The 19,918-nt window shown below is 38.9% G+C and carries 11 protein-coding genes; 10 read left to right on the top strand and 1 reads right to left on the bottom strand.

Annotated features, from left to right (window positions below):
- Window positions 1–204: 204 nt before the first annotated feature.
- Window positions 205–945, bottom strand: a complete 741-nt coding sequence (locus H9N25_RS11925; protein ID WP_190329051.1) for a LytR/AlgR family response regulator transcription factor — start codon at window positions 943–945, stop codon at window positions 205–207.
- 309 nt (window positions 946–1,254) lie between these two features.
- Between H9N25_RS11925 and H9N25_RS11920 the strand changes: the two genes are divergently transcribed.
- The 10 genes from H9N25_RS11920 to H9N25_RS11875 all read left to right on the top strand — a co-directional run bounded on the left by H9N25_RS11920 (window position 1,255) and on the right by H9N25_RS11875 (window position 19,917).
- The gene (locus H9N25_RS11920) at window positions 1,255–2,826 is read left to right on the top strand and encodes a tail fiber protein (protein ID WP_190329050.1); all 1,572 of its coding nucleotides are present in this window, start codon (window positions 1,255–1,257) and stop codon (window positions 2,824–2,826) included.
- Between the two features lie 556 nt (window positions 2,827–3,382).
- Window positions 3,383–4,984 carry a hypothetical protein gene (locus H9N25_RS11915; protein WP_190329049.1) on the top strand — a complete coding sequence of 534 codons (1,602 nt, stop codon included), beginning with the start codon at window positions 3,383–3,385 and terminating at the stop codon, window positions 4,982–4,984.
- Window positions 4,984–6,318, top strand: a complete 1,335-nt coding sequence (locus H9N25_RS11910; protein ID WP_190329048.1) for a tail fiber protein — start codon at window positions 4,984–4,986, stop codon at window positions 6,316–6,318. Before H9N25_RS11915 ends, H9N25_RS11910 begins: the two co-directional genes overlap by 1 nt.
- Window positions 6,318–8,069 carry a hypothetical protein gene (locus H9N25_RS11905; protein WP_190329047.1) on the top strand — a complete coding sequence of 584 codons (1,752 nt, stop codon included), beginning with the start codon at window positions 6,318–6,320 and terminating at the stop codon, window positions 8,067–8,069. Before H9N25_RS11910 ends, H9N25_RS11905 begins: the two co-directional genes overlap by 1 nt.
- A complete protein-coding gene (locus H9N25_RS11900; protein WP_190329046.1) occupies window positions 8,066–8,950 on the top strand; it encodes a hypothetical protein in 885 nt (294 codons plus the stop codon). The genes H9N25_RS11905 and H9N25_RS11900 overlap by 4 nt, the downstream gene beginning before the upstream one ends.
- Window positions 8,951–8,955: 5 nt before the next feature.
- The gene (locus tag H9N25_RS11895; RefSeq protein WP_190329045.1) at window positions 8,956–9,105 is read left to right on the top strand and encodes a hypothetical protein; all 150 of its coding nucleotides are present in this window, start codon (window positions 8,956–8,958) and stop codon (window positions 9,103–9,105) included.
- A gap of 149 nt (window positions 9,106–9,254) precedes the next feature.
- Window positions 9,255–11,816 carry a TonB-dependent receptor gene (locus H9N25_RS11890; RefSeq protein WP_190329044.1) on the top strand — a complete coding sequence of 854 codons (2,562 nt, stop codon included), beginning with the start codon at window positions 9,255–9,257 and terminating at the stop codon, window positions 11,814–11,816.
- 70 nt (window positions 11,817–11,886) lie between these two features.
- Window positions 11,887–12,909 (top strand): DUF928 domain-containing protein, encoded by a 1,023-nt coding sequence (locus H9N25_RS11885; protein ID WP_190329043.1) that lies wholly within the window; start codon window positions 11,887–11,889, stop codon window positions 12,907–12,909.
- A complete protein-coding gene (locus H9N25_RS11880; RefSeq protein ID WP_190329042.1) occupies window positions 12,906–13,325 on the top strand; it encodes a hypothetical protein in 420 nt (139 codons plus the stop codon). The genes H9N25_RS11885 and H9N25_RS11880 overlap by 4 nt, the downstream gene beginning before the upstream one ends.
- A 1-nt stretch (window position 13,326) precedes the next feature.
- A complete protein-coding gene (locus H9N25_RS11875) occupies window positions 13,327–19,917 on the top strand; it encodes a carbohydrate binding domain-containing protein (protein WP_190329041.1) in 6,591 nt (2,196 codons plus the stop codon).
- Window position 19,918 lies beyond the last annotated feature (1 nt).

The raw sequence follows: 19,918 nt of genomic DNA, 5'->3' as shown, positions 1-19,918 counted from the left end.
GCGTTTTATCAACAATTTTGAAAATTGATAACCTAAAGAAACACCTTCGTTCACGTGATAAAAAAAGAAAACGTCTACAGGCTAATCAGAAGTTTATCGAACATCCTTTTAAACATCGATAAGGCATTTTGAAGCAAATATTGAGTTAAAGGGGAAATTATAGTAGCAATTTTCCCTTAAAAGTTAACGTATTTTCCTAATCTACTAATTCCGGCCAGTCCTAATTGTTTTTGTTTTTACAAAACCGATAAGTTCATCTCGGTAATTCTCTCCAATAGTTAGCAATAGATCGTTTTTCATTCTTACCAGGTTGTTTTCTATTTCCTCTAGATAGTTTCTTGAGATAATAAATGATCTATGTATCTGAATAAATGAGTTATTATTCTTAAGTATCTCTTTAATTTTTATAAGGGTAATGTGTGCCACAACAGTTTTTTGAGTGGTATATATTGAAATGTAATTCTGAATACTTTCTATTGCTATAATTTCATCAAACCTGATTTTCACCAATTTCGATTTATCATTTTTACTTTTAATAAAGAAATACTGATCATCAATTTTTTTCTTCTCTTGGATAGGGAGAATACGTCTGCTTTGTAATTTATGCAATACTGTGGCAAAATGGCCTAGAGAGAAAGGTTTGAGGAGAAAAGCATCAGCTTCGATTTCAAATGCATCTAGTGCGTATTTAGAATGGGCTGTTGTAAAAATCAGGTTTCTTGTTTTACTCCGGATAATCTTAGCTAAATCTATTCCAGAAAGACCTGGCATTTCAATGTCCATAAAAACAATATCAACATTATCTCCAGCAACAATATGGTTCATCGCTTTTATAGGGTCGGTAAAGCTTTCTATGAGTTCGTAATTATCAAGTGTGGTGAGGTAATCACATAGTAGTTCTAAGTTTGCGGGATCATCATCCACTGCAATACAGTTAAATTTCATATAAGGAGAGCTATTGTAGATCAAATATATAATCTGTAAACCTGAATAACAAAAAAATGACAGTTTCATCCTACATTTTGTCCTATTCATGGTGTCATAATGCCACTTACGTGTAATAGCAGGGGTTAGCAGTATAAAATTTCTTTTTTTTCGTTCATCTTCGATCTGGAGTTCTCAAGCTTCACAAACAAACTAAATGCTTACCGATTGATTACCGGTTGTTGGAAATAACGTGTTCATTTAGTGTACATGATATATCAAATAAGTAGGATTAATTATTAATTAGTAGCACAGATAAAATATTAAAGAATGAAACGCGAATCAAATTACAAATTGAGATTAACATGCATCGTTTTAGCCGTTTTTGGTGGTTTTTTGCAATTGAATGCGCAAGAAACCTTACAAAGTGTAACCGATCGGGGCAATACAACCACTAACGGGGTCAGGATTAATTCTTCGCTTGATGTTGGAGATGCTTACGACCCATCCAGGTATGGTTTTTTGCAGGTTGTGCGCCCTGCTCAGCAAGGGAATTTATTTCATATATCGCTAATCCGAAACAGCTACATGGTTTATGGTTTAGGTCTGCTAAACAACTCGAGTACCTTCGGTTTGCAGCCTGGCGATAGCAATGCAACAACTGAGGGGCTTTTTATGCTGCCAACAGGTAATATCGGGATAGCCAATCAGAATCCGGCTTTTAAACTTGATGTGGCAGGCGACATCAGATCGTTTGGTTCTCTTTATGTTTCTGCTAATAATGCAACAGGAGGAGGAATTAAATTGGGTGATGATGGTGATATGGTTGACATGAATGACGGTTGGGCAACCCATCGTTTCAGCAATGGAATTAGGATTAATAATGCAAATTCTGGAGGGACACCTGTAATCCAGTTGTCTAACTCTATTAATACTCCAAGCTTTTTTTCTTCTAGCAGGCTTGGGATAGGAACGCAGGATCCAGCAGCGGCCTTAGAGGTTTCGGGAGCTGCCGTATTTGGTGGTAACATCGATCCGAATTCAGCTATCGGAAACCTTGGCTATCTGAACGGAACAGGAAAAATGTTAATCGGTTTTAACCGGTCGGGTGGTAGGGGTGAGGCAAGTTTTATTTCCAATCAGGGAGGAGGTGGATCTAATGGCGGATTTACTTTTTATAACCATAATAATCAGGGTGCGGAAAATGAACTCATGACTATGAATGGAAATGGAAATATTGGAATTGGTACATCATCACCCTCAACAGCTTTGGATGTAAGAGGAATTATTAGCACGCCTGAGATTGCCTTTAGAAATGCAGATGGTGGAGATGACTCCGATCCTTACCGGTTAAGGAAAGTTCAAGGTGCATCGAATACCAATTGGTTAGAGCTTCAGCTTAATGATGATGAAACGGAATCTTTTAGAATCTATGGAAACTCTTGTGCGGGCTATGGTTGTGGAAACTACAGTGGAAATTTGTATCATTCTTTTGATGCAATGGGTAATGTATACCACAAAGGCAATGTTGGCATTGGTACAACTGCACCAAGCGAAAAACTTACCGTTAATGGTAAAATCAGAGCACGGGAAATCCGTGTTGATGCGCTGGGTATGCCTGATTATGTTTTTGAAGAGGATTATAAGGTTGGACCGTTGGAGGAGTTAGAAAGTTATATTAAAAAGAACAAACACTTGCCAGAAATACCCAGCGCTATTGAAGCTGAAAAGAATGGATTGGAACTGGGAGAAATGAATAAATTGTTACTCAAGAAAATTGAAGAACTCACTTTGTATATCATTGAGGAGCACAAACTAAATGAAAAGCAAGGAGACTTATTGGATGCCCAACGTTTAAAGATCACTGAATTAGAGAAAACACTAAAATCCTTTAAGAAATGAAATTTATAGCGCTCGTAATTTCTGTTTTTGTATTCACTGTTGTCGTTGCAAATGCTTAAAATGCTTTTCCAGATTCTGGCACTGCAGCGGTGATTACTTTAAACCCTATTGGCAATTTTCAGGTAAAAGAAGATTCATGGTTTGATAATAATATCAGTATTCTACGAACTAATAATCAGCATAATATAGTCAAACAGCAAATCCAGGCTTGCAGAATCATTATAAACTGTAATACAGTTAAATTTCATGTTAAAGTTTAATACAATAATCTGCAAGGTACGATTGGTAAAAAACAGGTTTCATCATACATTTTATCGTATTCGTGGTATCATAATACCACTTACGTGTAATGGAAGAGCTTGGCTATATAAAATCTCTTTTTTTTCTCTCATCTTCGATCCGGAGTTCTCCACTCCACAAACAAACTAATTACTGGATAGATCGATCATAAACGTATAAAAATGAGTCGACCTACCCTAAATATTTTTTATGTAATGGATAGTAATGTGCAGTTAGCTCATGTTAAATGTTGAGGCTGTTATACTATGGTATAAAAATGAAAAAAATCATGATGGACCAAGCCTATTTCTGTACCCTTTCTAACAAAAAACTTTTAAGTTTTTTGTTAATCATTTTTTTGATCCATATTCACAGTTTTTGCTTTGCCCAAACCTTTGAGGCAGGTGTGCATATACCTGCAGTGGCCTACAATCCTCCAGATCGATTTAATTACTTAGGTAAAGATGTATCTCATTACGGTTTAGGTTGGTACGGGGAAGGAAATGGTGTTCCTCCCTACGCTTATTTATCGGGATTTCAAGGGATAAAACTATTTACGCAGGGTATTCCCCGCTTTCATTTGGATGGGGCAGGTAACCTTGGGCTTGGTACCATGAATGCTAATGCTAGACTTCATGTAAACGGTACCGGTATTTTCGAGGATGATGTGAAAATACTGGCAAAATATGCTCCCTGGGCCGAAGGATTATTGATTGTTAAGCCGAATGGTTGGGGAGGGGTACGTCTCGCAAAAAATGATCCCTCTGTTGGAAATTATAATGGAAACTGGGCGCTGGGGTATACAGATTATTCAGGGAATGACTTTACAATAAGCAATCACTATAATAATATTCAATATAACGACATTTTTCATATCCGCGCAGACAACCGCTTTATTGGGATTGGTACCGCTAATCCTACATCAAAATTAGAAGTTGCCGGTGGTGATGTTGCTGTTTCAGGTAACCTGTTAGTATCAACAGGCAATATTACGGGCGGGGGAATAAAGCTTGCTGATGATGGAGATATTGTTGACCTGAATGACGGTTGGGCCACTCACCGTTTTAGTAATGGCTTAAGAATTACAAACGCCAATAGTGGTGGAAATCCGGTCATCCAGCTTGCCAATAACAATATCATTCCAAGTTATTTCAACGTAGGTAACGTAGGCATTGGCACCGTTAATCCATTGGGTTTACTACATCTCAATGGCGCTTATGCAACAATAGATGGTGGTAATAACTATCAGTTTGCTGGTACTGGCTTAATTGTACAGGCAAATACAGGTGGCAGAATAGCCGATAGGGGTGCACAGATAGAATTTGTTGTGCCGGCTTCAGTTGATGGAAGTAATCCTTGGGGCCAGGGAAGGATTATTACGGTAGCTGGAAATAGTAACAATGGCGATGCTACAGGGAAAATGATTTTAGGGACGCGTAGAGCATTTAATAAAAATGGTAAACCTGCCGAATGGTTTTATGGCGATGATATCATAATAGCTGGTAATGGTAATGTAGGTGTTAATACCTTAAATCCAACCGAAAAACTTACGGTTAACGGCAAAATCAAAACTCTTGAAATACACGTTGATGGCCAGGGAGCACCTGACTATGTATTTGAAGATACCTATCATAAACTTTCACTTGCAGAGGTTGAAAAATACATCCGTTTGAACAAACATCTTCCAGAAGTACCTTCTGCAAAAGAATTCGAACGCAATGGAATGGCCATTGGAGAGATGAATAAGCTGCTGCTAAAAAAGATAGAAGAACTCACGCTGCATTTAATTGATCAGGAAAAAATGATCCGTCAACAGCAGATGGATATCGATAAACTGAAAAAAAGTACTGAGGCTAAAAGTATAAAAAATAAAAACTAATGAAAATCAAGGGAATATTGTTTTATATCTTATTGATGTGCAATGCGACTGTTGTATTTTCGCAACAGTATAGTTATTTCTTGGCTGATGCTGGATCCATTAATAAAAATAAAACATTAGGTCGGAATAAGATAAATATCTATTCTTTACGGGATATCAGCGTACCTGCAGATCATTCGCCCCCTGTTGTTTCTATGAGGACATTTGTTGGCCCATATGCATTGAGCACTTATGTGCCCGGAAGCACAGATTTTAATGCCTATCAGGAACCTGGTCTATATGAATTTGAAACAGCGGGAGGAACACTTACCAATACGCCTCACGGTTCGGTAACCAGTTCTAATTTTAAGGTAATCAGCTTAGGGCAACCTTCCAGAAATGCCCAGCTAATGTTTGAAACTGCCAGTAATGCGGTATGGGTAAGGAATAACTGGGATTGGGGCGCCGGTATACAGCACACATCTTGGGATCGTTTAGCCTTGATTTCGGAACTTGGGAATTCTGCTTTTGTAGGCTACGCTTATGATGCTAATGCCTATACGATGGCAAGAAGAGACGATGGAGGTCATATAAAAGCTAACTATTTCAGGACTCAGGCCATGCTTGAAGTGGGCTCAACAGCGCTTACCGGGATTTTTGCCTCTTCGGGTGATGAATTTGTCCGAAAGTTTGATGTAACGAGTCTTCGGAATTTTTTGGGTATCCCTTCACAAGGAGAGACCTTTGCCAGTATAACGGCAAAAAACAACCATACCTATGCCAATCTCGCTCTTAGTAGGGCAGATACTCCAAATCCCAATACCTCTGGAGCAGACCATGATTATGGCAGCCTAGGGTTTTTCAATTCAGATTTCGGGATAGAAAATGCAAGGGTAGAGGCTTACTATGGAGTTGGACAGCATGTTGACAGGGGAGGCCTGAAGTTTTACACTCGTGAAGGCGATGGTCTACAGACCCGAATGACCATATGGCCAAACGGTAACGTTGGTATTGGCACATTGATGCCGGCAGAAAAACTTACTGTTGAAGGAAAAATCAAGGCTCGCGAAATTCGGGTTGACGGGCAGGGTGCGCCTGACTATGTATTTGAAGATACCTATCATAAACTTTCACTTGCCGAGGTTGAAAAATACATCCGTTTGAACAAACATCTTCCAGAAGTACCTTCTGCAAAAGAATTCGAACGCGACGGAATGGCTGTTGGTGAAATGAATAAACTCCTGCTGAAAAAAATAGAAGAACTCACCCTGCATTTAATTGAAAAGGAAAAAGAATTGAAAAGCCAGGCAGAGCGCTTAACGGAAATAGAAAAACTACTAAAAATTAATAAATAATGTGTGTTAGATTAAAGTATTTTATCATTTTTTTTCTTTTTGGAATACAGGGTGTTATGGCACAAACTGGTGTACGTAACGACGCGGGCTTACAGGGTAATGCTGGTGCCGTTTCGGGCTTTTTTGAAACGGAGTCGCCGGTAAATTACCCCGCAGGCGCTTCAAGCTGGTGGCATTTGCTTGATGTAAGACATTCCAATGAGGTTAATAATTATGCCATGCAGATGGCTGGGAGTTTTTTTGATCAGAATTTCTATTTACGCAAAACCAATGGTAATCCTCAACAACCCTGGTTAAGAATACTTACCGAAAGTAATGGTGTACTCAGTTCGGGCAATATCAATATTGAAACCTCTGCTGGGCAGTCTTTTTTTACAGGCCATCAATTGGGAAGTACATATAGTTATGGGGCTGGCATTTTCAGGGCTTTAACTGATAATCCAAATGGTGCTCATAATTTTTATTTTGATGGCGTAACGGCTGGTAACCGCCTTTTTAGTGTAAGGGCAGATGGACAGGGCTATTTTGCCGGTAGTGTGGGTGTTGGTACGCCTACCCCCTTTGCTAAACTGCATATCAGGAAAATGGATGCTTTTACCGATGGCAACGCATCTGGCTCAACAATAGATAATTTATTACTTATCCAAACACCTTATACCAGTGCCAATCCGGGAGGAACGAATGGCGCAGGATATAAATGGGGTATTCAGCTTTTTGGAAGAAATGATGCCGATCAGCTAACACCAGAAAAAAGTGTGGGTATTTACGCGGTAAGTGAAGATCCTGGTTTAGGGTTTAACCGTAGTGTTGGCTTGGCTATACATACCAGTCCCTTTGATCAGGCCAATCGTGAGGTGTTACGTGTTGCCGCTAATGGTTTTTTAGGTTTAGGAACACCCAGCCCCCGGGAGAAATTCGATCTCTGGGGAGGAAAAATGACTATTACAGGTGATGACCATAATGGTACAGCAATGATTACTACATACAATGGTTTGGCACTTTATGCTAACAATCAATTTTCTAATGGGCTTTCTATTAGCCCTAGTGGAAATATTGGTATCGGCACGGGTACAGCTTATGCAGGTGCAAAATTACATGTACAGGGTGGTGCAATGGTATTGGGCAGCAATAGTGTTATTCACAATACAGACGGTTATTTGAGCCTTGGCAATATTTTAGAAAATTCGTCACCAGTCATTAGCGATTGGGCTAGTAAAACCACCATGTTGCTCAATGGTTTAGATTATTCCACTATTGGTTTCCACGATTCTGGATCAAGGGTCGATTTTATCCGCGTAGGGAATGGAACGATAGAATTGGGCTACGATGGTGGTTTTGGTGCTCCTAATATTAAACTGCCCGGTGGCATTTGGAACAGTGCTGGTAACGTAGGGATTGGCATGAACAACCCTAGTGAAAAACTTACGGTTAACGGCAAAATCAAAGCCCGCGAAATTCGGGTTGACGGCCAGGGTGCACCAGATTATGTTTTTGAAGAAAATTATCGTAAGCTTTCACTTGGCGAAATTGAACAGTATATCAAGGTTAATAAACATTTGCCCGAAATTCCATCAGCAAAGGAGTTTGAAAAAGACGGTATGGCCGTTGGTGAAATGAATAAGTTGCTGCTCAAAAAGATAGAAGAACTCACTTTACACCTGATCGAACACGAGCGTAAAATGAACGAGCAGGCCGAAGTATTGGCTAGGCAGCAAAAGGAAATATCCGAACTTAAAGGAAAAATCAAATGAAACATTTATACATTTTAATCTTAGCTCTCTTTAGCGGTATGAGCTTATCTGCCCAGCAGTTCAGTTTACCTGCTGATGGAAAATGGTATCTGGTGGCTAAAGTTGGTGGTTTGCACAGCGAATTTGAGTACACGTATAAACATACCACAGCACATAAGCCTTCATTGGTATCGGGAAGGATACAGTTTATCAATTCACAGAATTTTTCTATTCAGGAGCATCATAGTATGGGCTATGCAGCATGGCTGCAACCGCAGTTTGCGCTATTAAATTTTGGAGGAGAAAGCCAAATATGGGTAAAAGCGGCAATAGGTGCAGATTTGGGGGTTTTTAAAGTGAGCAACTTTTTAGCAGGCTCATTGGAACTTGGTTCTATCAGTGACGACAACTTGAATGATAACGGTGGCATAGTGACCATCTTTAATACGATAAGAGACAATGCCCATACTTATGTTGGCAACCTGAATGTAATTGATGGAAGTGTGGGTATAGGGACTGATCTACCCTCCGAGAAGCTAACAGTAAACGGAAAGATCAGGGCCAGAGAGATCAGGGTTGATGTTGATGCAATGCCCGATTATGTTTTTGCGCCAAAATATGAGCTGCTACCCTTACCTGAGCTTGAAAAATTTATACAGGTGTACAAACACCTGCCAGAGGTTCCTTCGGCCAGAGAAGCAGAAAAGAACGGAATTGAACTTGGCGAGATGAACAAAATTCTACTTAAAAAGATCGAAGAGCTCACCCTCCATCTGATTGAACAGGACAAGGAAATTAAGTCCTTGAAAATGCAACAGTTAAACTGTAATAGTACCAGTGCCAAACAACTAAGGCCAACGGTTAAATCCAGAAAAAACAAGCAAAGAAATTTAAAAAAATGATGATTATGAAGTTTACAGACACATTATATGGACGCAGTAGGCAGAAGATTAACCAGGTTTTTGCAATCATGCAGATTGAATATTGGGAGTTTCATCAAACATTAGGTCACTTTCGTCAGCAGAAAGTTCCTGTTTGTGGAAAAGGGCTTTATTGAGTTTTTTTGCCGCCATTTTTATCATGATATTCGAAATTGAGTTCTCAAACTCCCAAACAAACTAAATAACGCTTTATTAATGTCTATTTCTGTCTTACCCTAAATGCCAGGGAAAAGCCTTTAATAAAGCGCTATGCTAAATTTAATGTATGAACAAAGCCGTAATAACAGTTACTGTACTGGTATTCTTTTGTCTGCAATCGGTACAGCTTTTTGCGCAGCTTCCCTCAACTGGGCAGGCCGTAGCAGATAGCCTGAAATCGGGCAAGAAGAAAATCCCGAAATTGGATTCGCTGGCCGCACAGAAAATCGAAACAGCCAAGAAAGCGATCGCCACACAGATAAAAGAACGTTTTGATCCATCAGGTTTAACCGGTATAATAAAAAAAGATTCCCTGAAGAAGAATCTTAAGGTGCAACCTGCAAATATTTCAGCAGATGTTGCAGCGCAATACACCAAAACGAAGCAGACCCTCATCGATACGCTTAAATTTGGGAAGAAGAAACTTTCCAAAGTAGATTCTTTGGCTATGGAAAAAATCCAGGCCACTAAAAAGTCAGTGTTGGCACAGGCTGATCAGCGTATCAAACAATCGGATATTGCCAAGCTATTAAAAAAGGACAGTCTTAAAAAAGGAAATAAGATCCAATTAAGTGATGTTTCAATCGGAAATGAAACCCAATACATCAAAACACAGAACCCTGCCAATGGTAAAAACCTGTTGAACAACGTAACCTTTGCGGGGCAGCTAAAAATATACAATATCCCAATCGATCTTTCGTTGGCCAATAATTATACCGCCATGCGCGATTTTAGGTTCGATCAGGGCAATCTTTTTAAATTCAATTTACCTAAACCCAGCTTTAACGAGTTTTTTAAGGCCGACCTGGATAAGTACCGTAATCTGCGCAAAAACATATTAAGCGGACAAACTGCCGAATCTTTTCTTCGCAAAAAGATAGAGGGTAAAATTGCTAAAAACATCGATCTTTCTGCTTCCCCAAAACTGCAGGCCTATTTAAACAATCCACAAAATTTAAGGAGCATGCTTAAAATGGATGAATTGGAACTGAAAGGGAAATTGAACGAGTTTACAGATGAAATTAAAAATCAGGCGCAGAATGGGAGCAAACAGCTTAGCCAACATGGGCAGGATTCGCTTACCAACCTTTTAAATGCTAAAAAGCAGGAACTGTTTACCGAAATCCAAAAAGTCCAGCAATCGGTTTACGAGAGCGGGCTCGATCCCGAAAAACTCGAATTGCTCGAAAAAGTTGCCCAGGGTAAAATCTCTCAGCGCGAACTCGAAAACTTTTTTGTGTCAGAGCTAGCCAAAGGAAAGGATATGGGCTTCTTACAAAAAGGTTATGCCCAGTTGCGCGAATTCCAGGCGGGTAATTTTGGTCATCAATTGCCCGGCAGTTTCCTTAACCGCGATCTTTTTTTAAACGGGTTCAATTTCTCTCTGCGTACCCCAAGAGGGCCGGTTAGTGTGGGACTGAGTACAAACCGCGACCTTAATTCAACAAAAGATGTTGGTTTTAATGCCTCTACCTATGCTATTCCAAAACTATACAGTTATTTAAGTGTACCTACTACCAATTTTTCATTCGGCTCAGGTAAGCTTTCTTGGATAGGCACTTATGATAGGCAGTTTAACGGTAATATTGGCTTTGCACAAAATTCATTGCCGCGCAATAACATGGTGTTTACCCTTAGTCAGGCTTTTAACTTTAGTAAGGCAGGTACCCTTACCTTCGATGTGTCTAAATCTTCTACCCAGTATAAAGAGCTCGCTGCATTTGGTCCGGATCAGTTAATGATTGATAGAAATACCAATGGAAATTATTTCAGGGATGATTTTCTTCAAACCATGTCGGTTGGCCTAAACCACGCCATCGATTCTAAAAAACTTGGATTAAGAAGCACTGTATTTGTTAATTATGCAGGTTCTGGTTTCCAAAATCCAGGGCAACAGGGCATCGGTAATCTAAATTTAAGGTTTGGTGGTAATATCCGTAAAGATTTTTTTCATAAGAAAATGACACTTTCGCTACGTTCTGATTTCAAGAATATGCCGATTAGTGCTGCCGACAATTCACATTGGAGCAACCACAACATTCAGATCGATTCGAGGTTCCGCATTTCCCGGTCGGCCAATTTAGGTTTAAAATATATTGATAATGGTGTGGATAAGGTATCGCAGGGCAATACCCCTGTTTATGCTTCTAAAAAACTTCAGCTCGATCTCAATTCAAATTATAAACTCTTTGGTCAACGCGGTTTTAGCCATATAAGTATTGCACAACAAGAAATAGCTAATCCTTTATCATTGGGTAATTCTAGTCTTTTACAGCTAAACTATGTACAAACAGTAGTATTTAAAGCTTTTTCACTTTCTGGAAACCTTTTTTATAACCGTGAACTGAATGCCAATACCATATTGGGCAATATGCTCAATTCAGATGCTTCGCTACAATACCAGTTATTCAGAGGTGTTTCAATGTCGAGCGGATTGAGTTATCTCGATAATCAGAAGCTGGCACGCCAGGCCGGCATTAAACAAAGTATCCAGTTTATGCTAAAGAAACATTTTGATATCTCGGCATATGTAGATATCCGCAAAAACTTGATTACCCCGACTTATCCTGATCTTTTTTCTACCAACAGGGGAGAAATATCTATACACTATTATCTCGATAAACAATGAGCAAGCTTAAATTAAGATTATTTGTTTTTTTATTTCCATCAGCACAGCTGTTTCAGCTCAAACCAGTATTGTGTTTGTTCCAGAGGTATACGGCACTACGCTAAATGGCCTTTTCAGGGCATCAATATACAATGCTTCCGGTATGAAATCGGTAAGGATGAACATTACAGTAACAGAAGCACGTGCCGGAAAAATTGCCACCATACAAACTGGGGTATTTACCATCGCACCAGGCAACAATATTATTCCTTCCGGAGTGGCCCGTACAGCCAGCCTGGCAATGGCGCAGAATGCAACCGCAAACTTTATCAGGCGTAACCAATACTTTCCGCAGGGCGATTACGAATATTCGTTTAATATTTATTCAGCTTCTTCAAGCGAAGAGATCATTATCGATCAAACCTTTAACCACGAAATTACACCACCAGCACCTTTAGATCTGATTGAACCCTATGATAAAGATGATATTTGTGAAAAACGCCCATTGCTTACCTGGCAGCCCTCTATACCCAAAATGGATGGTTTGCTTTATCAGGTCATGCTCGTCGAGATTAAAGATAAACAGAATGCGGTTGAAGCCTTAAATTATAACCTGCCGATTGTAAACCAGAAAGGTATAGTAGCCAATTTATTGGTTTATCCGCCAAATTCAAAAGAATTGGTTGCCGGTAAAAAATATGCCTGGCAGGTAAGCGCCTACCGCGATCAAACCATCATCAACCGATCAGATGTCTGGTCGTTTGAGGTGAATTGTCAGGATACGGTGAGCGCGGTTATCCCAACTGATTATGGATATAGGGATATAGAGAATTTGGTTAAGGGTAATTTTTATATAGCAGAAGGTTTTATTCGATTTTCTATGATTAACTCTTATCAAGAACAAAAGTTGCGTTTTAACATTGTATGTACAACTGATCCCAAATCAAAGATAAGAAGCCTACCAACCATTAAACTGAAAAAGGGCCAGAACAAAATTAACATAGACCTTAGTCGTAATTTTTCATTTAAAGAAGGTTATTCATATGTAATGACAGCCTACTTACCAGATGGTACACCAAAAAGTTTAAGATTTATTTATAAGAACATAGAATGAGGAAAATATATTTTATAGTACTGTTTATGCTTGCTTTATCTGCCTGCAAAAGAAAAACTACTTCAGTTAAACAGCAGGATAAAGATTTAATGATACAGGTAAAACAAGAAGATGCTGTAGACGATTCAACGAAAATAGCCTATCAGGTACGGATTTTTAATCAGATGAAATTGAGCGATCAAGGTGCAAAAAAAATAATTGAGGTGATGGCCTATGGGCAGGATAGCAGTTTTTACAAGTTAAAAGGTCTTGAAAAAATATATCCAGTTGGTGTTGTTCCAGTAGCCAATGGAATAAAAAATTGCTTTGAATATGTGGTGCTATTTGATAAGGTAGAAATAGCAGAAACAGTAGGGACATTTGTTTTTAGTGCAAAAAATATTAATGGAAAAACCTATCAATTGAGGGTAAAGTAGAATGAATAATAGATTTAGGAGTAATACAAAAAAAATTGCCAGAGTTTTATTGGCCGTTTGGGTTTTAAATTTAATTGAACCATTTTCAGCTTATGCTTTGACATCCGGACCATCACAACCAGAAAGCCAATCTTTTCAACCAGCTGGTGTTTCTGATATGGTTGATGTTTTTAGTGGCGATTTTAAGTATAATATCCCTTTAATGGATATAGATGGTTATCCTGTTAATTTAAATTATCAATCGGGCGTAAGTATGGATGATGAGGCCAGTTGGGTTGGCTTAGGTTGGAATTTAAATGTGGGTTCCATTAATAGGCAACTAAGAGGTATACCCGACGATTTTAATGGAGATTTACTTTTAACCGAGCAGCAGAATAGGGATAGAATTACCGTTGGAGGAAGGCTAACGGGAAAAATGGAAGTAAGAGGTAAGTACGTAAACCGCTTAGCTTCAGAAACAAAAGACCTGGCTGGTAAAAAACTTAAAATTAGCGGTTCATTTACGTTCGGTATTTTTAGCGACAATTATACAGGTATTGGAGCAGAAATCGGAGCCAATGCTGGTATATCGTATTCATTTGGAAGTAGCGGCCTGCTTACTTCTAATTTAGGGCTCGGGGTTTTATCAAATACAGCTTCGGGAGTAGACGTTTCACCATATATCTCTGCCTCAATTGCTAGTAATAGAGATGAAAAACAAGCCATAAATTCTGGCCTCACTTCCAGTTTAGGTTATAATAGTAGGGCGGGTTTAAAAACATTCAATTTTGGCGCTAACTCAGCTGCTTTAAATGTTTTTAATGGATCGGTTTCTTACAATACAGAACCTATACAACTTAAGGTGCAAAAAGCTTACGCTTCTGAAAATTATTCATTTAGCGTAGATGCTGGTCCATCAGAGACCGCTATCTTTTGGGGTGGTGGTGCTACAGGTTATTGGAAAAAGCTGTGGGTTGCAAATCATCATGCGAAAAATCCGGAATATGGCTTTTTGTATTCAGAAAGAGGGAAAAACGATGTAAACGCACTGCATGATTTTATCAGGGAGAAAGAAAATCCTATCATCCCAGAATTACCAAATCTGGCTTTGCCCATTGCAACACCCGATATCTTTACTTTCAATAGCCAAGTGGGCTCGGGTCAATTTAGGCTTTACCGGGGTGGATCAGGTATGTTTTACGATAATCAGGCGGTAGACGGCTCAAAAAATAATTCTTTCGGTGTTGATTTGGGATTTGGTTTTACCAATACGCATATTGGGTTTACGCTATTTAAGCAATCCGCAACGAATACAACAGGGAAATGGACCCGGGATAATGCATATGCAACTAAAGGTGATTTTCAAGATCAAGACATTAATGAACCTCAAAAACAACACGTGTTTTTTCGTAAACCTGATGAAAAGAATATTGAAGATGTAGCCATGCATGATAAAATCCATGGTACAGAACCTTTAATGATAAATACCTGGGGAAAAACTGCAAATGCAGCATTTAAAACGAGCAATTCTATTGCCAGTAACATCTATCAGGTAAACGATCGGATTGAAAAGAATAAGAGACAAGAACAAAGTACAGCAATAAGTTATCTTACAGCTGCCGAAGCAAGTAAGGCTGGGTTAGATAAAATGATAAAAAATTATCCGTTTAATAATTTCGGGGCGTTTTATCCAAATTTATCTATCATCCCCGATTCTAGTAGCCGGATAAATAACGAATTCAGAAAGGCACACCATATTTCCGAAATAACTGTTTTAAATGAGCAAGGACAAAGAAGTGTATATGGTTTGCCTGTTTATAATAAACGACAGGAAGAAATTACCTTTGCCGTTGATAATGGTGTAAATAATACAAATGGACGGGTCTCTTCTAGTAATTTATATAATGTTAACACATCTGGGGTTAATGGCACTGATAACTATTTTCATTGGGATACGCAGCCTGGCTATGCCAGTAGCTACCTCTTAACCGGTATACTCTCTCCTGATTATGTGGATAAAGAAGGGGATGGCATTACCCCTGATGATAATGGTACAGCTATTAAATTTAATTATTCTAAAATTGATTCCTATAAATGGCGCACGCCATATAATTTAGGTAGCAATCCTGAGGCTGCTTTAAATAGAGGTTTACTTGCCGATCCTAAAGACGATAAAGGGAGTATTATTTATGGAGAGAAGGAGATATATTATGTTCATTCTATCGAATCAAAAACAAAAATTGCCTATTTCATAACCGAGGATAGAGAGGATGCATTAGGTGTTCAGAATGTTGATGGGGCTAAAGATCCGTCTGTAAGACAGAAACGTTTAAGAGAAATACGGTTGTATAGTAGAGCCAATATGGATAGGCCCATTAAGGTGATAAAGTTTAAATATAACTACAATCTTTGTCCTGGTGTACCAAATACTGTTAATGGAGGAGGAAAACTTACTTTAGAGCAAGTGTGGTTCGAATATGGCTCTACACAAAAAGGAGCTAATCATCCCTATGTTTTTCATTATGACGCGAACGCAGCTTATGGCGCTCAAATGGTAGACCGATGGGGTGTATATAAAAATCAAGCTAACAACTACGGTTCATTAAACAACGAACAATATCCTTATTCAGATCAAAACAGGGAAAGAGCTGATCAGGCAGCAGCTTTATGGCATCTAAATAGAATTGAACTACCTTCAGGAGGAAAGATTAATGTAACCTATGAAGCTGATGATTATGCTTATGTACAGGATAAAAAGGCTACAACCATGGTGCCTTTTGACTTTGTTGCGGGGAAAAACATAACCGATACCCATAATTCGATCGTTTTACCTATCGATTCAACTCCTCCTGAAACAGATACAGGAGATGCAACTGATTGGTTTAAAAGGGTATATCTAAATGGTTCAGATTATATATATACGAAATCGGCCATTAAAATGAGCACCTCAAATGCACCTAGCGAAGGAAACGATAACGATTTTGTATCGGCATACGCCAAGGTAAAGCATGTAAATGTTTCAAACAATCATGCAACTATTGAACTTGCAGACGTTACGGAAGATGAGGTAACCACTAATCCAATCCGTTTTGCTGCCTGGCAAAAATTAAAAAACGAATATCCTAGATATGCCTATCCCGGATATGAAAATAGGGTATCAAATGGTACTCCTGGTATAGCTGCAGTATGGAAAGCAATTTCAAGTGCGACAAGAAATTTGAGCGAACTATGGCAAGGTTTTTACAGCAGGGCTGCGAGAGGAGGAGGAAAAGGCTTCTGTGAGAATTTTTATCCGGCCCAAAGTTTTGCCAGAATCGCTAAAGCAAGTACATCCAAAACAGGAGGTGGTGCAAGGGTGAAACAGATCCAGATCGAGGATGATTGGGACACATTTACTGATGGAAAGGCTCCAAAAGGTACTTATGGTCAGCGTTATGAGTATACCACAAAAGGTGATGATGGACGTACTATTAGTAGTGGTGTTGCAACTTACGAGCCCTCTGTTGGAAACGATGAGAATGCATTAAAACAACCCATACCCTACATTCAAAAAATAAAAGGCGCCGTAAATAACTTTTTTGAGCTAGAAGCACCTTTTGGCGAATCATTATACCCCGCACCAAGCGTTGGTTATAGCAGAATTGTTGTAAAAGATTTGGAAGGCACGGGTGCGCAGCCCAATATTCCGGCAACAGGTTATACCGTACACGAATTTTACACCGCTAAAGATTTTCCTGTCAGGGTTACTGTTTTGCCTATCGAATCCCAAAATTCCAGACCAAAAGCTCAATACTCCTGGTTTCAAACAGAAAGTATCGAAGAGCAAACCATGTCTCAAGGATATAGTATTGAGTTAAATGATATGCATGGCAAGCCCAGTGCAGATCGGGTATTTAACGCTTCTTCAGCAGAAATTTCTTCTAATGAGTACCACTACCAGGTAGATAATGAAAAAGAAAAATCTTTAAAACTTAACAATAAAGTTAAAGTTGTAAAGCGTAATGGAGATGTAGTTGATGCAGTGGTTGGCAGGGATATAGAGTTCTTTACCGACTTTAGGGAGCAGGAGAGTATAAATTCTGGTACATCAGTTGGTATCGGTGCAGATATAATACACGTTGGGTTCATTATTGTGCCGCTTCCGCATCTTCCTGTAAATGCAAACAACGAATATAAATTATTCCGATCTGCATGCGCGGTAAAGGTTATACAAACCAATGGAATATTATCAAAAGTTACTAAAAAGGAGAACGGCTCTTCAATAACAGTAGAAAATGTAGCTTATGATGGTACTACAGGGGCGCCGTTGGTTACCAAAACACAGAATGAATTTAACAAAAATTATTATACCGTAAACCTACCAGCATATTGGCCATACCGTAGAATGGGGGGGGCTTATCAAAATATTGGCATGTTACTGCAAAATGTAACACTTAATAACAATTTTGAGGTTAGCCCGCATGGTTATCTATTAACCCAGGGAGACGAATTGGTGAATCTTGGTACAGGCCTGCATTATTGGGCTGTAGATAATAGGCCGGCAGTTAATATAGATGGAAGCCCATTATATTTTTGGGCTGAGCCGAGTAAAATTCTTGTAGATAAGAAAGGAGCAAGATTATCATCAATTACAGGGGGTGATTTAAATCACAGCTTCAAAGTAGTGCGCTCAGGTTTCCGAAATATATTAGATGCCAGTGCACAAAACATTGTCTGCCTAAATAACCCTATTCAAGATGGTGTACTCTCTATTGCTTCATCAAATGAGCTTTCAGCGCTAAAAGTATTTAATGCCTCATCAACAGTTTACAGTGATGAATGGCCTGTAGACGGAACAGGCCAGGCTACTGAAATTAAGGAAAATAAATTAAGTCAGTTTAAATATATATTGGCACCTACACATTCCGGTCATGGTTCGCAAAATTGCCGTATTTACGTAGAAAGTTTTGGCGAAGGGGATTTGGAAGGTGAATGGGCCAGATTCAATAACGATTATCTAAGACATAGAGAAAGCAATACGGGCATCTGGCCAGACACAGGCATACCTGAAAGTCTTAACGAAGCTATCGGATTTAAAACAACTTTTTATGTTGATAAAAGTGATTACTATTATGTAGGTTTTGCCGGTGATGATAGATTAAATATAAAAATTGATGAGGTCAACTTTATCGATAATAGCTTTAACAATACTGACTACTGGTCACTTCGTTCGAAATATTTGAATGAAGGATATCATACGATAGAAATTGAAGGCTATAATATAGACCATTATGGGTATATATATAATCCACATAACAGTTGGGCCGAAAATCCAGGGGTTATGTCGGTTGAAATATATAAAAATACCGAAAACGAGTTAAGAACTGCAACAAGTGCTTCAAGCCTAAATACTGTTTTTTCTACTGGAAATCTACTCGCTAATCAATTAAATTTTCAAACCTTTAGAACGATTAATGGTGTCAAAACATGGCGTTTTACCTATGAAACCTATTTTAATCCCTTTGTTCATGGGATGAAAGGAAACTGGCGACCATATCAGCAGAATGTTTATCAGGAAAACAGGTCTTATGATAATATTTTAACATCAGGTAAAAAAGGTATAAACGTATCGAATTCAGGTTATCTAAACTTTTTTAAGTCGTATTGGATTGTTCAAAATGGCGATTGGGTTACCAATACATCTGCTACAAAATGGGTGAGTACCAATACCATTAAGCAATACGATAAATACGGTCAGGAAGCAGAAAATCAGGATGCTTTAAAAAGATATAGTGCTGCCAGTTTCGATTTTGCCGGCGCACTGCCTTCCGCTGTAGCATCGAATGCCATGAGGAGAGAAATTTTCTCGAATAGTTTTGAGGATGTTTCTAGAATGAATACTGTGCCCGACACGAGCGCGACAAAAGAGCTTACTTTAATAAATGGACAGCCTTTTGTTGCTTATCCCGGCGACAATACATTTAGGGTATCTGCTGAGGCACACTCTGGTAATTATTCTCTACGGTTGCCAAATACCGGCATTCGGTTATCAACCAAAAAACATTTCACCGAGCAAAAAGATGTTAATAAGCCCTACCTGACAAAAACCAGCAAGTACGAGTTTAGCTTAATGCCTACTTTCGGCCTTTACCCCAGCGGCTTCGAGCCAAAGCCGGGCAATCCCTATCTTATCTCATTTTGGATCAAGGATAATCAACCGCTGGATAGAGATATTAGGGTTGCTGTAAATGTGGGTAATGCCAATGCATCTACTCCCGTATACCTTAACTTTAAAGCAGCCGTAGAAGGTTGGAAACAGGTTGTAGGTACCTTCAGTCTTCCCTCTAGCTCTGGCAACAACCGCTTTGACGTAAACATCTATCCAACTAGTGGTACTGTGGTTTATTTGGATGATATCCGTATCCATCCTAATGATGCACATATGAAAACCTATGTGTATAATGAGAAGAATTACAAGCTGATGGCTGAGCTTGATGAAAATGCTTTTGCTACATTTTATGAGTATGATGATGAAGGCTCATTAATCCGTGTGAAAAAAGAAACCGAAAGGGGAATAGCAACTATTAAAGAAAACCATTCTTCATACCGTAAAAGAATAACAGCAAGTAATTAAG

The organism is Pedobacter riviphilus (assembly GCF_014692875.1).
Taxonomy (GTDB): domain Bacteria; phylum Bacteroidota; class Bacteroidia; order Sphingobacteriales; family Sphingobacteriaceae; genus Pedobacter; species Pedobacter riviphilus.
Note: the sequence above shows the minus strand (reverse complement) of the source record. Positions and strands in the feature narration are given on the sequence as shown.

What these genes read in the sequence shown, in the direction of transcription:
- H9N25_RS11925 (WP_190329051.1), bottom strand. Translation starts at nt 945, where the DNA reads ATGAAATTTAACTGTATTGCAGTGGATGATGATCCCGCAAACTTAGAA.
- H9N25_RS11920 (WP_190329050.1), top strand. Translation starts at nt 1,255, where the DNA reads ATGAAACGCGAATCAAATTACAAATTGAGATTAACATGCATCGTTTTA.
- H9N25_RS11915 (WP_190329049.1), top strand. Translation starts at nt 3,383, where the DNA reads ATGAAAAAAATCATGATGGACCAAGCCTATTTCTGTACCCTTTCTAAC.
- H9N25_RS11910 (WP_190329048.1), top strand. Translation starts at nt 4,984, where the DNA reads ATGAAAATCAAGGGAATATTGTTTTATATCTTATTGATGTGCAATGCG.
- H9N25_RS11905 (WP_190329047.1), top strand. Translation starts at nt 6,318, where the DNA reads ATGTGTGTTAGATTAAAGTATTTTATCATTTTTTTTCTTTTTGGAATA.
- H9N25_RS11900 (WP_190329046.1), top strand. Translation starts at nt 8,066, where the DNA reads ATGAAACATTTATACATTTTAATCTTAGCTCTCTTTAGCGGTATGAGC.
- H9N25_RS11895 (WP_190329045.1), top strand. Translation starts at nt 8,956, where the DNA reads ATGAAGTTTACAGACACATTATATGGACGCAGTAGGCAGAAGATTAAC.
- H9N25_RS11890 (WP_190329044.1), top strand. Translation starts at nt 9,255, where the DNA reads ATGAACAAAGCCGTAATAACAGTTACTGTACTGGTATTCTTTTGTCTG.
- H9N25_RS11880 (WP_190329042.1), top strand. Translation starts at nt 12,906, where the DNA reads ATGAGGAAAATATATTTTATAGTACTGTTTATGCTTGCTTTATCTGCC.
- H9N25_RS11875 (WP_190329041.1), top strand. Translation starts at nt 13,327, where the DNA reads ATGAATAATAGATTTAGGAGTAATACAAAAAAAATTGCCAGAGTTTTA.